The sequence below is a fragment of the Nocardia speluncae NBRC 108251 genome (assembly GCF_001613245.1).
GTDB lineage: Bacteria > Actinomycetota > Actinomycetes > Mycobacteriales > Mycobacteriaceae > Nocardia > Nocardia speluncae.
Window position 1 is genome coordinate 45515 of record NZ_BDBZ01000006.1, and the last position, 14718, is coordinate 60232.

Here is a 14718-nt window from a genome sequence, read left to right on the forward strand (position 1 = left end):
ACGCTCAGGTCGTGGCTCGATCCGGGAGCCGTGTCACGTACTCCTTCGACACCTCCCATATGGATCTTCATGCTCGCCGGACGTTGAATCGGCATACCTGATGCACAACCGTCGACCATGAGCGGCTCACGTCGACAGTGATCGCGCTCGGATTTGCCATCGCAATCGGCCTGCCACTGGCCGTCCTGGTCGTGGCTGGACCCCTCCCCGAACGCGGGGCAAGCCATGTTCCATCCCCACCACCAGCGAGAATACAGCGATCCCCCGGGCTTGATGTGTGTCGATCGCCAGCCCTATGCTGGGTGCGGCCGGGAGCAGAAGGGGGGCCTGTGGATCTACATCAACTCCGAATGGCCGATCCAGGCAAGTGGCAAGCAGCAGCTGACGACCTGCTCGCCGCAGCCAAGGACTGTGAGGAGGCCGTCGCTGCGATCCACGCGAACGGCTCTCGCCGCCTCGAGGAATCATGGACGGATTACCTGGGCAACATCGCTCGGAATCGGATTTCAGACGTCACCGGCAAACTGGAAGAAGTCGCGGTACTGCTGCGCGGAGCTGTAACGGCACTGGACACATTGGAAGACACCGCCCGAATTGCTCAGGGGCAGGCAAGCTCCGCGATTTCCGCCGGTGCTGTCGCGGGTCTGCGACTCGAAGTCGACGTATTGGTCGTTCCCGACGGTCATCATGATCCGGATACTGCATTGGACGACTGCAACCGGTACAATACATTGATCAAGGATGCGATCGATGCAGCAAATCGCGCCGATCAGGAAGTCGCGGATGCACTCCGGAAGCTGAGCATCAATGTCGACACCGCCTCACTGGAGGATGCAACCGCCCAACAATCCGCTGCGGTGGCCGATGCCTTGGACTCAATCCGCGAAACCCTCCCCCAAGGCCAGCCGCCCGATGTAGTCGAAGCATGGTGGAATTCGCTCTCCGTTGAACGACGAGAGCAACTCATGTCGGCGACGCCGGTCGAACTCCATGGGCTCGAGGGCATCCCCGAGAGTGTCAAGAAAGAACTCGAAGGATCGAACGGCTACAACGCAGTCGCGGCGGTGGAGTTCGCCCGTGAACATGCGGACGACACCTCGATAGACATATTCGAGAACAACTGCGCACACTTCGTGTCCACGACGCTGGCAGCCGCCGGCCTGGATCCCAAGGGCGACATGACCACTGATTCGGACGGCTGGAACCGGAGCCGAACGGCGGGGATCGACTTCGACCCTCCGGGCCCGGGCTCCCTTCAGGGCCTGAGTTACACCGACACGTGGTTCAATGCGGAAAAGCAGAAGAACCTCTTTCTCGACAACGGTGCGGAGGACGTCGGTTTGGGCGGCGTGAGACCGGGCGACGTGCTCTATTGGGAACATACGCAGGAGGTCGGCGACTACAACGCCGGTGAAGCCCACCACACTGCGGTGGTCACTGCGGTGCTGCCCAACGGAGATGTCCTGTACTCCCAGCACACCACCAACGGAAGAGACTTGAGCTTGACCAACCGGATGGGATTCTCCGATCAGGACGGCGGCACACAGAACGTTCGCGTCATCCGCCCGAAGGAGACCTGGTAGTTGAAACGCCTCGCTCTGTCCTCCGCCCTGGTCGTTGCTGTGAGTTTCATTTCTGCTGTACTTTTGCTCGTTGCAGCAGACGGAAAACTGGACGAGCGGACGGAAGCTCTGCTCGAATCCCATTGCGCACGAGATATCGACGTACCGATGGCGGCAATAGTTTTCAACTGGTCGGCCACGATCCTATTACTCGTCGCGGGAGCCGCGGCGATCATATTCGTTATTTCGGTCCTCCGGTTCGAATCCATCGCAATCAAAGTACCGGCCATTATGATGGGGGGCCTCGCATTCGTTATCACCGTCGGTTACGCGCTGCTTGTCGGGTCCGCACTCGTCGATCCGGGCTCCGAGGAACCGACCTCGACCGAATACCATCCGTGCACCGGCCGCTTCTGACAGAACAGGATTCACCATGGGCGAAATATGCATCGATCCCGAATCGGCCCGCCAGGCCGGGACGGCGATCTCCACCGATAGCAACGATTCCCGCCTCCGTCTCGAACAACAATTCGACGAAATCGAACCCGCGAAGCAGGCCAACGACGGTTGGCAGACCGGAGCTGCCTTGGCTGATTTCGCTCAAATGCGCAAGACGGACATACTGTCGAGCCTGGCAGAGCTCGATAGCATAGGCCAGAAAATCGTGGAGGTCGTAACGAGCCGGATGACCGTCGACGAACGGTACGCTACGAGTCTCGATCGCGTCGGCAAAGCGGTGGACGCGATGTCCCAGTAGGTCTCCTCGATTCGACCGGCAGCGGAGTCCACCGAGATGCGCGGATGATGCGATATGAAAGGCTCGGCTCTGCTGGGCCGCAGGGCCGGACAGCGGAGTCGGCACATGAGGCACGGCACCTGTCCCCGCCCGAGAAGCACCGACAACCCGACCTGGGCGATTTCACCTTCCCCGCTAGGCCAACCGGCTCGCGGTTCAGGTCGCGTGATCGAACTCTGTGTTACTTGCGGACGCCACGCTGACAGGCGCCGGCCGACGGCGCAGCAGTGTGTTCGGGAGAGGTCCTGGATATCTACACGGTCGGTGATGGTGCGCACCAGTGGGCTCGAGGCGATGTAGTCGCCGTCCGGAACACCCTGCACGCTCTCGATTATCGTCGACCCGGAATGGGTCATCACAGTCGGCGAGACGGACTACATCCGATCCCGAAGGCCTCGACGGCGTGCCGGCAGGACGTTGAGGCAGCGCGGCCTCAGTCACCAGAGCTGCGCGGGAATCAGGACTATCCAGACCTGCCCCGGCGCGAAGGGAATGGCTGTTCCGGTGGGGGTTGTATAGGTTGTGCCTACCTGTGGGGAGGTCCGGGACCACTCGGCCGGGAACTGTTGACCGTCACGAAGGACGAGTGCCGGACCGTTACCGGTCGTCTGGGCCAGGGGTGAGACGCTGCCCGCGATATCGCTGACGGCCGAGTTCTGCACCTGCACACTCTGCAGCACGACCGTACTCGCCATGAGCTGTCCGGTATCGGCAACGGTGTAGGCGGCACCGTCCATGGACACCAGCCACCGCTGTTGTTCGGGTGACCAGTCGAAACCGAACACCGTGCCCGGATACCGCGCTTCCTGATACTGCGTGGGCATGCCGCCGGCAGGCGCCGGACCGAAATGTAGTTGTGACGCAGAAGGCCAGCCGCCGCCCACGGGCAACTGGTCCGAATGGACGAACAGGTTGTGCGGAGCCTCGCGACTGTAGTCGCGGTAGTACGCCGCAGGTTGCCGATCGGCCGAGGCGTTCTGGAGCGATGAGCTGTCGACGGAGGCGACCAGCTCAGGTGCGGCACCAGAGGATGCCAACGTCGGGTTGCCGAACTGGTCCAACAGCGTCAGATCCGTTTCCCGCACACTTCGGACCGGTCCGATCACCGGGGGTTTGTCGGTCGAGAACACCGCAGCCAACCGGCTCAAACCGCCCTCGACCGGCTCGACGTAGACCACATCGGCGGCTCCGAGGCCGACCGGTGGCCGGGCCTGCGGGCTGTTGTCTATCTTCGCGACCAGCACGGGCACCCCTACCCGGGAAGATGTAGCGCTCTCGGGTCGGGTGCCGTTACCGCACGCGACCACGGCGCACATTCCCAGTGTCGTCAGGAATGCGGCAATCCATACCCACCATCGCTGTCGCATAGAGGCAACTCCCTAACGCACCCGATTTTACGCCGCACCCGACCGTGGCAGGAGTAGTCGAGCCGGCCGCGGGCCGCGGCTACGCTCCGGCGGACGCTGACGGCAGCAGCGCCTACCGACACCCCATGGCAGGTCGAAGCCAAGAGCCCCGATGGTTTCCTCCCCCGAACAGATCGGTATCGACGACCGACCAGTACGGGCATGTGCCCATGCAGATCGCAGATTCCCGGCGCAACCCGACCGGCCGAGGATGTACTCGAACGAGCAGGGATCGTGGAATCCGTAGCTGTCCTTCGCTCGGGCCGCTGGACGACGAAGTACCCGTGACGTGCCGGGCGCTTGTGGTCGCGCCGCACATTTACCGAATAGACCACCCGGCACCTTTGGTCCATAATCGAATCTTCCTGTCGCGACAGAAAGTAGGGGGATGTGAAGCTGGCAGAAGCTCTGTCGCTGCGTGCGGACGCGGTGCGCCGAATCGAACAACTGCGCACCCGGATCGTGGGCAACGCCCGGTACCAGGAGGGCGAGGAACCCGCCGAGAACGCCGCGGCGCTACTCGGCGAAGCCGGCGAGGTGCTCGCCGAGTACGAAGCACTGATCCGCCGGATCAACCGCACCAATGCCGCCACGACCATCGGTGCGGACGGCACCCTCACCGATGCGCTCGCCCGCCGCGACACATTACGGCTTCAGCATTCGGTGATCACCGACGCGGCCGACGCCGCCGTGGGCAGGAACCGCGGCGGTTACACACGGCAGCTGCGGTCGGAGCTGAAAATCCTGTCCGCATTGCCGGTCGCCGAACTCCGCGCACAGGCCGACGGGCTCGCCGCACAGCTACGTGAACTGGATGTGCGGATCCAGCGCGCCAATTGGGAGGTCGACCTCCTGGATTGAGCGCAGCAGTGGAGCAGGTAGCCGGCACGGAGGCGCGCACCGACCCGCTGGACCGACGGGCATTCGGTCACCTCCTGGCGCACGAAGGGCAGTGCGAGGGGTTCGACTCCTCTATCGACATCGCAGCCCAGCAACGCGCACAGGTGAAAGTGCACAGTGCACAACACACAACCGGGTGCGGATCCGTCACGGTGAGGGCGGGTACGGGGTACTCCACTGAAATCTTGTAGTCGTGCGAGAAGACCCGGCGCTGCCGAAATCGCGGGCCTGGAACTTGCCGGGCAAGCCGGCCGGACATCGCGGGCAGAGCCCATAGATGTGGGCTCGACCTCCGTTTTTACGTGATGTGTAACACAATCCGGCCCGTGAACGAAGAGCACGGATGTCGGGGCCGGCTCGAACATGCCCCGGCACAGCAGCACTGCTCATCGCCGCTTCGGACGGGAGACATATGCTCGGGTTCGCAATCGTCGACAAACAACCCACTGCCGACGCCACCGCAGTCTGGTTGACCAGTCGTATCGACACCACCATCGTCCGCAACACCAACGCGGCGGTGATCCGGCACGACGATCCGGACCACGACAGGAAGATCCGGTCGCTCACGGCAGAGCATTTCGTCGTTCTCACCGACGGCACCGGCCCGCCGCTCCCCTTCACGCATGCCAACCGGATCGGCGTATTCGTGGATCTGATCGAACAGACCACGGCCCAGCAGGAGCGTATCTGCCGGGCGGTCGACGACTACTCCCAGCGCAACAAGACGAATCTGGTGGTGCCGGGCTTCCCGCCGATCCCCACGCCGACCGAACCGAAACGGGATGCACCGCAATTCCGCGCCTTGGCGGTCGCCGATTACGTGGGTGAAGTCTGGTCGGCGTGGCTGTACACCGAGGAGCAGCGGGTCCGGCGGACTGTGGCGCCGAAGTCGGGTAAGACCCCGTGGATCATGCCCGAGGAACTGAACAGCCCGGCCATCGCGGTATTCCCCACGGTGTTCGCCGATCGCGTCAAACCCGAACCGCCGTTCGGGTACACCCCCGCCGACGGCGATATGTGACGATCACCGGCAGCCGGCACCGGTAAGCCGACGCCGATCCGCGAGTTCCTGGCCACTACCGACCGTCTCCGGTGCTCTACCCGAACTCACCCATGTCTCGCGCCGCGGCAGCGAGAAGGACCTCATGCCACCCGCCGAGTCGACGAAGCCCACTGGTCGCAGCTGTTACAAAGAAACCTTTGCATATATTAGTTTGCAAAGATTATTCTGTAAGAATGTCCGCGGAGATACCTCCCAGAGAAATCACCGACCCGGCCGCACTCCGTGCGCTGGCGCACCCGCTGCGCCAGCGCATCCTGCGCGCCCTCGCCGAAAACGGCCCGGCCACCTCCACCGCGCTCGGCGCCCTACTCGGGGAGAACACCGGAGCCACCAGCTACCACCTGCGACAGCTGGCCGAATACGGATTCATCGAGGAGGCGCCGGAGCTGGCCAAAGGGAAGGAGCGGTGGTGGCGTTCGCCGCCCAAGGATCTGCGCTACCGGATGGACCGCGAACAATCACCGGAAGTGCGCGAACTATTGGAAGGACTGTTCGCGCAGCACCTCGCCGAGGACATCGAGATGTTCCAGCAGTTCGAGGCGCAGCGCGCCGAGCTGGGCGAGTGGGCGGACATCATGCCCTTCTCGCGTGGAGCGGTCTATGCGACGCCCGCGGAAATCGAGGAATTCTTCGAGGACTACCTGACACTGCTCAAGCGTTTTCAAGCGACCCATCGACAGGGCCGGCCCGGCACCCGCCGCGTACTGACTCGGTTTCTCGCCTTCCCGGCGCCCGGCGACACCTCGGCCGGGTAGGTCCAACGATGTTCTCGATCGTTCGACGTATCGCGGTTCTCACCGCCATGATCGCCGCTGTCTGTTACGGAACGCCGGCCGCATACGCACAAGACGGCACCACCACGGTGGATATCACGTTCAGTCGCGGCGACGGCACCACGACGACCGGCACCGTCCACGCACCGGCCGGCGCCACCGGACGACCGGGCGTCGTCCTCGTCCACGGCTCGGGCGACGGCCGCAGTTCTCACTACGACCTCACCGCCGATGCCTTCGCCCGCTCGGGAATCGTGGCGCTGAGCTACGACAAGCGAACCGAGGGATACACACCGGCACACCGCGACTATTCACTACTGGCCGACGACGCGCTGGCAGGTCTTGCCGCATTACGGAGCCGGCCGGAAGTCGATCCCGCCCGAGTGGGTCTGTGGGGATTGTCCGAGGGCGGGTGGGTTGCGCCGCTCGCCGCTTCGCGGTCGGCCGAGGCGGCATTCCTGATCACGATCGGCGCGAACTCGGGCCCGCCGGCCGCCCAGCAGGCATGGGCGAACGAGACCAGATTCGGTGCGGGCGGCGTGCGTGGCTCAATGGTCGATGTGCTGGCGCGCAACGGGGTTCGGCAGCTCGTCGGCGCCGGAATGTTCGCACAGGCCGACTACGATCCGATACCGGTGCTGCAAAAGATCACCCAGCCGGTCCTCGCCATCTGGGGAGACAAGGACCGGCTGACCCCGCCGGGGGACAGCCTGCGCGGTTTCCAGGCCGCGTTCGACGGCGTCGGGAAGCGGAACTACACGCTGGTAACGCTGCCCGGCGCCCAGCACGGTGGGCAACCGACCACCGACGGCTTCGACAGGCTGCCCGGACTTGCGCCGGGATACGGCGAACTCATGGGTGAGTGGATCACCGGGCTGCCCCACTCGGCCTCCGTCCCACGGGTGGACTTACCTGCGGCGCAGGGACATCCGGTGCGTGACCTCGACGCGGTGGCCCGGTGGGAATCCGCTCCCGCAAACCTGCTGCTGCTGGCCGTGATCGCGCTCGCGTTCGGCGGCTACGCGCTGACCGGCACAGTACGGGCATGGCAACTACCGGACCGGCGCCCCGCCCGCATTCTCCTATCGACGGCCGTGATCGGCATCGTCGGCACGGTGGTCCAGCTCGGCTATATCCTCATGAGCCGCGCGACGTCCTTCGGCCCGCTACTACTCGGACGCACCTTGCCGTGGCTGGCGTTGCAGATCGTTGCCGTGTGCGCGGTGGTCGCGCTGGGCTACCTCGTGGTGCGCACGCCCCGCTCCCCGGCCACAATGTCGAAAGGTGCGTGGACCCGATGGGCGGTATCGGTTGTCGGTGGAACAGGGTTCGTGCTCTGGGCGATCTACTGGGGCCTGCTACTCCCCTGACTTCACAGCCCGGCGCGCAGCCCCGCCCTACGGGTTCGCTCTCCCGGCGGTCCAGTCGTGAGCGAACGGATCCCGCACCCGACCTCGACGCACCCTGTACGACTGATCCGCCTCTCGAAAACGATCACGACCGCCTCCCCATACGCCGGGCGAGGCGGTCGCGACCAGCCGCCGATGCCCGCTTCGCGGCCCGGCACGGCACCGCCACAGGATCGTCCGCCGAGCGATCCGATCGCAGATGTCGCCTCACCGGCGGACCCTAGCCGGGTTTTGCTGAGAGACGGAGCTTTTGACGATCGTTGCGCGATCAGCAGCAAGGTCTTGCCCGGAAAAATTCGCGAGAAATTGATGTAACACTTCGCACTCTCTCAGACATAAGCGAGCGTAAGCACAACAGTCCCATCGTGGGACATCATTGAAAGGAACAGGTGTGAGACATAGTCTTCGCACGTTTGCCGCTGCCGTATCGATCGCTGCCGCCGGCCTCGCCGCCGCAGGCGTGGCTTCCGCCGCGCCGGTGCAGGTCACCGAAGCGGCCCCCATCGACGATACTGCCCCTGCACCGGGCACCGGCTCCGCCGAGTCGCTGGGCCCCCTGCTGGAGCTGCTGGCCACCGGATCGGCCGGCACCGCGGACCCCACTGCCGCGCATATCGACGACACTGTCCCCGCTCCGGGCACCGGCTCCGCCGAGTCGCTCGGCCCCCTGCTGGAGCTGCTGGCCACCGGATCCTCCGGCGCCCAGACTCCTGTGCAGCCGTAAGTAAGTAACACCCCCGTACGAACCTCCATGGACGATTTCGGCCCCGGGTCGCCGGCGCGGCCACTTCAGCGAGGGACGTACTGCACCACCCCAAATCTGCGTAGGCTCAGGTCGATTGATTCCCGAGCTGCCGAACCCCGGATCGCTTTCCAGCGGTCCGGGGTTCGGTCTTTCCAGCCCGTATCTCGATCGCGGCCGCGTCTCGGTCGCCGCATTCACCTGGGGGTTACCGGAAAGCTACTGCGCACACTGCGGTTCGCTGCGACGAGAGCAGCCACCGAAACCGCCGTCGAAGGATCGCGCGGAGCATCCGTACCCCACGCCGTGACCGAGTTCCGGCCGTTGTCGAGAATCTGGCCTACCCGCCGTCTTGCGGGATCGGCCGGCCGACGATCCATTCGTGACCGAATGGGTCCCGCACCCGGCCCTGCCGCATCCCGTACGGCTGGTCCGCGACCTCGAAAACGACCTCTCCGCCGGCCGCAGCCATCCGCTCGGCGAGCCGGTCGGGATCCTCGGCCACCACCGTGAGCAACAGGCCGCGGCCGCCGAGCCGCAACGGATCCTTGTCGACCGCGTCGGCATCCTTCAGCTGGAAACTCGCCCCACCGGGAAGTCCGAGTTCGGCGAAGACGACCCGGCCGCCGGCCTCGTCCCGCCGCCGGAGCTCGGCGTCTAAGACCTCGCCGTAGTATCGGATCGCCTTATCGGCTCCCTCGACGACCAGTTTCGGGGTGATCTGCTCAATGCTCATGGAGGTGAGTATGGGCAGCAGCGATACGCACCGGCTTGGAGATTTGTCTCCTGCGAGGTCAGAAACTGGCGACCTTGCCCCGGAAATCGCTGGGTCGCAGTCCGCGGTGGCGTTTGAAGGCGGCACTGAAACCGAAGGCGTCCGCGTAGCCGACGGCCTTGGCCACCTGCGCGACCGTGAGGTCACGATCGGCCAGCAGTTCCTCGGCTTCGTCCATGCGGCATTCGGTGAGGTAGGCCAGCGGCGATTGGCCCATGACTTCGGTGAAGCGTTTGGCGAACAGCGCCCTGGACACACCGGCTTTCGCTGCCAGGGTGGCCACCGTCCAGCCTGCGTCGGGATTGCTGTGCATCGCTTCGAGGGCGGGACCGACCACCGGGTCGGCGGGGCCGCGATACCACCCGGGGGCGTCGGCGTCCTGGGCGTCGAACCAGTCGCGCAGGGTGCATACCAGTGCCCAGTCGAGCAGGCGGTCCATCATGGCCTGGGCGCCGGCCGGGCGGGCGGCCGCATCCCCGGCGACGGAGGCCATCCAGGCACAGACCTCGGCGTCGTCGGAAACCACCAGGACCGGTGGTAGCGCGCGCACGAGCCGTTCGTGGCGGCGGCCCGAGGCGCGATAGGCGCCGACGATCAGGGAGGTTTCGCCCGCGGGGTCGTTACCCCAGCGCCCTTCCCCGAGCGGCGCTTCGCATTTCGGGCCCTCGGTGAAGCAGGCGATCTCGTATTCGGCGTGCGGCAGCGCGACCGAATCGGCGCGATCGGCGAGCAGGAAGGGGTCGCAACCACGCACTACCGCGGTGTCACCGGCGGAAATGCGGCGTTCGGAACCATCGGCCAGAAGGAGGGTGCCGCCCCCACTGAGCACGGTCATCATCGTCAGAGGTGCGCGGTCGGCGAATCGGATGGTCCATGGCGCTTCCAGGACCGCGTGGGTGAGTACGGCACTCTCGGCCCGGATACCGCCCAGCAATTTACTCAAAGGGTCCACCGTAACGAGAGTAGACGAACTCCTATCCATTGTGGACTTTCATCCATAGATCGTCCATGCGATTCCGGGTGGAATGGAACAGGACATCAACCGAGACATCGGATCACCCTGGAGGATTACGTGCCACACACCCCATCCGAGGACACCGCGACCGACCGCACCGCACTGGTCGTCGTCGCACACCCCCGCCCCGATTCGCTCACCGCCCATATCGCCCGGCTCACCACCCGCCGGCTCACCGGCGCGGGTTACCGGATCGATCTGCTCGATCTGGCCGCCGATGGTTTCGATCCCCGGATGACCGAGGCCGATCTACCGGATTGGAACAACCGGGAGAAAACCTACTCCCCCGAGGTCGAGAGCCATATGCGGCGCGTCCTCGCCGCCGACGTGATCGTCGCGGTATTCCCGGTGTACTGGATGCACGCTCCGGCGATTCTCAAAGGCTGGATCGACCGTGTGTGGAACTACGGGTTCGCCTACGGTCGCAGCAAGCCCCGGCTGGCAGGTAAACGCATGCTGTGGCTCGGCCTCGCCGGAGCGGCGGACGACGACGAGCTGGTCGGCATCATGCAGCAGTCGCTGAGCGCACAACTCGACGACGGTATCGCCTACTACTGCGGTATGGCGCACTCGTCGGTAGGACTACTGGCCGGCGCGGAGGAAAAACCGCAGCGGGTGGACGCCGAGGGGAATCTGCGGCTCGACGAGGCCCTGACCGGGGCCACGCGCGACGCTCATTACGCCGCGCTGGAGGCGAAGGCGACCGGTTTCGTCGACGACTTCGTTGCCGGCGACAGGGTTGCCGCCTGAGGCGCTCACGGTCACGGCGTCACATCGACCACGGAAACAGCGGGCCCGCCGGCCCCGCCTCTTCAGCGGAATCCGGCCCCGGCCTGCTGGACAGCGGTGCGCATGGCGGGCGCCCGGCGCGCGCCATGCGCACTGAAGGCGGTGGCGGCGACAGCGCCGAGGCAGGCCCCTAGGTGCGCGCTGATCTCCGGCCCCAGCGCCGGATCCGGGAATCGTTGCCGGATCAGGGTCACCAGGGTGGTGTGCACGGATTGCAGCCGGACCATGAGCGAGGCGGGCAGCCCCTGGGCACCGCGGATCATTTCGGTGCGCAGGTCGGCCAGTTCGTCGACCCCGGCGGTATCGAAGGCGTCGACCAGCGCTGTCGTTGCTTCTTGCACGGCATTCCACGCCGTCGCCTCGGGGCCGAGTTCGTCCAGGGCGCGCTGGGCAATCTGGAGATGTCCCTCGATGTGATGGAACAGCACATCCTCTTTGGAAGGGAAGTAGAGGAAGAACGTCCGGCGCGAGACTTCGGCCGCGGTCGCGATTTCGGTCACGGACGTCGCCGCAAACCCGCGGGCCAGGAACAACTCTGTCGCCGCGCGCACGATCGCGGCGCGGGTTGCCTGCCGCTTGCGCTCCCGTAACCCCGTCGGTTGGCTCACGACAGCAGACTAACTCCTTGCAGATCAAATTGCACTAGTGCACTATTGCACTAGTGCAATTTATCTGAAGGAGTATCGATATGGGTCAACTGACCGGCCGGACCGTGCTGATCACCGGCGCCGGACGTGGAATAGGCCGCGCGGAAGCCCTGTTCTTGGCAGCAGAAGGTGCCAATATCGTCGTGAACGATCCGGGCCCGCAGATCGACGGATCAGGCGGTGATATTTCCGTCGCCGCGGCAGTGGTCGACGAGATCCGGAGCCGCGGCGGAAAGGCCGTGGCCGATACCGGCGATGTCACCGACTGGGCCGCGGCCCGGGAGATGGTCGAGCGAGCGGTCTCCGCGTTCGGCGGGCTGCACGCCGTGGTCAACAATGCCGCCATCGAGGTGAACAAGGGCGTCGAACAGCTCTCCGAGGCCGAGTTCGATCAGGTCGTGGCAGTGAAACTCAAAGGGACCTTCGCCGTTACGCGGTGGGCGGCGGCGTACTGGCGAGAGCGCACAGACGCGGGCGAACACGAAGACCGCTCGATCGTGAACACCGTATCCGGCTCCGGCCTGCTGAATCCGCTACCCACCCAGACCAATTACGCTGCCGCCAATGCCGGGGTCGCCGCCATGACGACGGTTCACGCACTCGAGTTGAAACGGCTCGGCGTCCGGGTCAACTGCGTCAGCCCGTCGATGGTGCGCACCCGCCTCACCGAGGGCGTACCCGGAATGGACGCCACGCCACCGGCCGGGCCCGACCCGCGCGACCCGGCCACGGTGGCACCGATCGTCGCCTACCTCGTCGATCCCGCCTGCCCGTTGACCGGCCAGGTCCTCTCGGTGCGCGGCACTTCCGTGGCCGTGAACCACGGCTGGTCCCGCGGCGACCGGATCGAACAGCCGGCAGGATCGTGGACCGTGCCGGAACTGGCGGCACAGATCGCCGGCCTCGACCTCGAGGACCCTTTCGAACGGTTGGCGGAAGCACTCGGCGGTGCACTGGGGGCCGGCGGCCGCGCAGAGATCGAAGCCATGGTGAACGCACAACTCGACCGGGCCTGACACATGGACCCCGGCCCGACAGCGGCATCGAGTCGCCGGCGGCAGCGCGGGAAAAGTCGCGTTCCCACCTCCGCCGCTGCGCTACGTGGACGGGCACTCGACTCGCAGTTTGTCGGCTGCGCCACAATCGCCCGGCCGAGCTTGCAACCCTACCCTTACGGGAGGGTAGAGTTCCGGTCGCTGAGCGAATGCTGATCACCCCGGCAACGTGGCCGGATCCGATGCCGATCGCGCGCTCTGTTCCCTGATTCCCCCGCCGACGGCTCGCTGCGCCGGCCGCGCGCCCATGCGCGTGATCCTTTCGAACGGAGACGCCATCGTGTCGATCTCGCATGCGCCCGCCGCCCCGCGTAACTCGGTGGCGGCGGCGCTGCGCAGCCCGAAACGGCTGCGTACGGAGGTGCTCGCGGGGCTGGTCGTGGCGCTGGCATTGATCCCGGAGGCGATTTCCTTCTCGATCATCGCCGGTGTGGACCCCCGAGTAGGACTGTTCGCATCGTTCACCATGGCCGTCACCGTCGCGTTCACCGGCGGCCGGCCCGCCATGATCTCCGCGGCCACCGGGGCTGTCGCGCTGGTGGTCGCGCCGGTCGTGCGGGATCACGGGCTGGATTATCTGATCGCGACAGTGATCCTCGCCGGCCTGTTGCAGGTCGGGCTCAGCGTTGCCGGGGTCGCCGAGCTGATGCGATTCATCCCGCGCAGCGTCATGATCGGCTTCGTCAACGCGCTCGCGATTCTGATCTTCCTGGCGCAGGTGCCGCATCTGCTCGGGGTGCCTTGGCTGGTGTATCCGATGCTCGTTGTCGGGCTGGTGATCATCGTGGGGCTGCCGAAACTCACCCGGGCCGTTCCGGCACCACTGGTGGCCATCGTCGCGCTCACCGCTGTCACGCTGGTGTTCGCCCTGAATGTGCCGAATGTCGGCGACGAGGGCGAGCTGCCGTCGAGCCTGCCGTTCCCGCTGCTGCCCGATGTGCCGCCGACGCTGGATACCTTGCGGATCATCGCCCCCTACGCGCTGGCGATGGCGCTGGTAGGGCTGCTGGAGTCGCTGATGACGGCCAAACTCGTCGACGACATCACCGACACCCACTCCGACAAGACCCGCGAGGGCTGGGGGCAGGGCGTCGCGAATATCGTCACCGGATTCTTCGGCGGTATGGGCGGCTGCGCCATGATCGGCCAGACGATGATCAATGTGAAGGTTTCGGGCGCGCGCACCCGTATTTCCACCTTCCTGGCCGGTGTGTTCCTGCTGATCCTGGTCGTCGGCCTGGGCGGGCTCGTCGCGCAGATCCCGATGGCAGCGCTGGTCGCGGTCATGATCATGGTCTCGGCCGGCACCATGGACTGGCATTCGCTGGCACCCGCCACGCTGCGGCGGATGCCGATCGCGGAAACCACCGTCATGCTGGTGACCGTCGGCGTCACCGTCGCCACCCACAACCTCGCTTACGGGGTGCTCGCCGGTGTGCTCACCGCGATGGTCGCGTTCGCGCACCGGGTCGCGCATTTCACCGAAGTGGTGCCGAACACCACGCCCGAAACCGCAGGCGATACCCGCGTCTACAAGGTCCGCGGCGAACTGTTCTTCGCCTCCAGCAACGACCTCGTCCATCAGTTCGACTACGCCGGCGACCCACCCAATATCGTGATCGATATGTCCGATACGCATATCTGGGACGCCTCCACCGTGGCGGCACTCGACGCCATCACCACGAAATACGCGGCGCGGGGCAAACGGGTGGAAATTCTCGGTTTGAACGCGGCCTCGGTGGCCCGGCACCGGCAACTGTCCGGCCACCTGAACGGCGCCCACTGA

The 14718-nt window shown here is 65.5% G+C and carries 15 protein-coding genes; 11 read left to right on the top strand and 4 right to left on the bottom strand.

Going from position 1 to position 14718, the window contains the following annotated elements; genetic code table 11:
* The first annotated feature begins 350 nt into the window (after window positions 1-350).
* From NS6_RS08470 to NS6_RS08480, 3 genes are read left to right on the top strand one after another with little or no spacing between them, the layout of a single operon-like run.
* The gene (locus NS6_RS08470; protein WP_068039148.1) at window positions 351-1583 is read left to right on the top strand and encodes an amidase domain-containing protein; all 1233 of its coding nucleotides are present in this window, start codon (window positions 351-353) and stop codon (window positions 1581-1583) included.
* The gene (locus NS6_RS08475; RefSeq protein ID WP_068039151.1) at window positions 1584-1979 is read left to right on the top strand and encodes a hypothetical protein; all 396 of its coding nucleotides are present in this window, start codon (window positions 1584-1586) and stop codon (window positions 1977-1979) included.
* A 16-nt stretch (window positions 1980-1995) separates the two neighbouring features.
* The gene (locus NS6_RS08480; protein WP_068039153.1) at window positions 1996-2319 is read left to right on the top strand and encodes a hypothetical protein; all 324 of its coding nucleotides are present in this window, start codon (window positions 1996-1998) and stop codon (window positions 2317-2319) included.
* Window positions 2320-2795: 476 nt separating this feature from the next.
* Here NS6_RS08480 and NS6_RS08485 read toward each other — a convergent pair whose 3' ends face one another.
* Window positions 2796-3725 (bottom strand): DUF3048 domain-containing protein, encoded by a 930-nt coding sequence (locus NS6_RS08485; RefSeq protein WP_068039155.1) that lies wholly within the window; start codon window positions 3723-3725, stop codon window positions 2796-2798.
* 429 nt (window positions 3726-4154) lie between these two features.
* Here NS6_RS08485 and NS6_RS08490 point away from each other — a divergent pair, with 429 nt between their 5' ends.
* From NS6_RS08490 to NS6_RS08515, 5 genes are all read left to right on the top strand, one after another.
* Window positions 4155-4625 (top strand): DIP1984 family protein, encoded by a 471-nt coding sequence (locus tag NS6_RS08490; protein ID WP_068039158.1) that lies wholly within the window; start codon window positions 4155-4157, stop codon window positions 4623-4625.
* A 451-nt stretch (window positions 4626-5076) separates the two neighbouring features.
* Window positions 5077-5685, top strand: a complete 609-nt coding sequence (locus NS6_RS08500) for a hypothetical protein (RefSeq protein WP_068039164.1) — start codon at window positions 5077-5079, stop codon at window positions 5683-5685.
* Window positions 5686-5900: 215 nt separating this feature from the next.
* Window positions 5901-6482: an ArsR/SmtB family transcription factor gene (locus NS6_RS08505; RefSeq protein WP_068039167.1), complete on the top strand. Its 582-nt coding sequence runs from the start codon at window positions 5901-5903 to the stop codon at window positions 6480-6482.
* A gap of 8 nt (window positions 6483-6490) precedes the next feature.
* Entirely contained in the window at window positions 6491-7870 is a 1380-nt protein-coding gene (locus NS6_RS08510) for an alpha/beta hydrolase family protein (protein ID WP_210747329.1), read from the top strand.
* 430 nt (window positions 7871-8300) lie between these two features.
* Window positions 8301-8633 (top strand): hypothetical protein, encoded by a 333-nt coding sequence (locus tag NS6_RS08515; protein WP_157112663.1) that lies wholly within the window; start codon window positions 8301-8303, stop codon window positions 8631-8633.
* 358 nt (window positions 8634-8991) lie between these two features.
* Here NS6_RS08515 and NS6_RS08520 read toward each other — a convergent pair whose 3' ends face one another.
* Together NS6_RS08520 and NS6_RS08525 are read right to left on the bottom strand one after the other, a co-directional pair.
* Complete coding sequence (locus NS6_RS08520) at window positions 8992-9387, bottom strand: VOC family protein (protein ID WP_068039173.1); 396 nt, start codon at window positions 9385-9387, stop codon at window positions 8992-8994.
* Window positions 9388-9445: 58 nt separating this feature from the next.
* Window positions 9446-10378 carry an AraC family transcriptional regulator gene (locus NS6_RS08525; RefSeq protein ID WP_218024253.1) on the bottom strand — a complete coding sequence of 311 codons (933 nt, stop codon included), beginning with the start codon at window positions 10376-10378 and terminating at the stop codon, window positions 9446-9448.
* 120 nt (window positions 10379-10498) lie between these two features.
* On the opposite strand from NS6_RS08525, the gene NS6_RS08530 reads away from it, so the two are divergent.
* On the top strand, window positions 10499-11191 hold the full coding sequence (locus NS6_RS08530; RefSeq protein ID WP_084470852.1) for an NAD(P)H oxidoreductase: 693 nt from the start codon (window positions 10499-10501) through the stop codon (window positions 11189-11191).
* Between the two features lie 62 nt (window positions 11192-11253).
* Here NS6_RS08530 and NS6_RS08535 read toward each other — a convergent pair whose 3' ends face one another.
* Window positions 11254-11838 carry a TetR family transcriptional regulator gene (locus NS6_RS08535; RefSeq protein ID WP_068039177.1) on the bottom strand — a complete coding sequence of 195 codons (585 nt, stop codon included), beginning with the start codon at window positions 11836-11838 and terminating at the stop codon, window positions 11254-11256.
* Window positions 11839-11918: 80 nt separating this feature from the next.
* Between NS6_RS08535 and NS6_RS08540 the strand changes: the two genes are divergently transcribed.
* Window positions 11919-12893, top strand: a complete 975-nt coding sequence (locus NS6_RS08540) for an SDR family NAD(P)-dependent oxidoreductase (RefSeq protein WP_068039180.1) — start codon at window positions 11919-11921, stop codon at window positions 12891-12893.
* A gap of 319 nt (window positions 12894-13212) precedes the next feature.
* On the top strand, window positions 13213-14718 hold the full coding sequence (locus NS6_RS08545) for a SulP family inorganic anion transporter (protein ID WP_371859318.1): 1506 nt from the start codon (window positions 13213-13215) through the stop codon (window positions 14716-14718).

Excerpts from the sequence above, each read along its gene's own strand:
- NS6_RS08510 (WP_210747329.1), top strand. The coding sequence starts at position 6,491 with ATGTTCTCGATCGTTCGACGTATCGCGGTTCTCACCGCCATGATCGCC.
- NS6_RS08540 (WP_068039180.1), top strand. The coding sequence starts at position 11,919 with ATGGGTCAACTGACCGGCCGGACCGTGCTGATCACCGGCGCCGGACGT.
- NS6_RS08480 (WP_068039153.1), top strand. The coding sequence starts at position 1,996 with ATGGGCGAAATATGCATCGATCCCGAATCGGCCCGCCAGGCCGGGACG.
- NS6_RS08485 (WP_068039155.1), bottom strand. The coding sequence starts at position 3,725 with ATGCGACAGCGATGGTGGGTATGGATTGCCGCATTCCTGACGACACTG.
- NS6_RS08500 (WP_068039164.1), top strand. The coding sequence starts at position 5,077 with ATGCTCGGGTTCGCAATCGTCGACAAACAACCCACTGCCGACGCCACC.
- NS6_RS08505 (WP_068039167.1), top strand. The coding sequence starts at position 5,901 with ATGTCCGCGGAGATACCTCCCAGAGAAATCACCGACCCGGCCGCACTC.
- NS6_RS08470 (WP_068039148.1), top strand. The coding sequence starts at position 351 with ATGGCCGATCCAGGCAAGTGGCAAGCAGCAGCTGACGACCTGCTCGCC.
- NS6_RS08520 (WP_068039173.1), bottom strand. The coding sequence starts at position 9,387 with ATGAGCATTGAGCAGATCACCCCGAAACTGGTCGTCGAGGGAGCCGAT.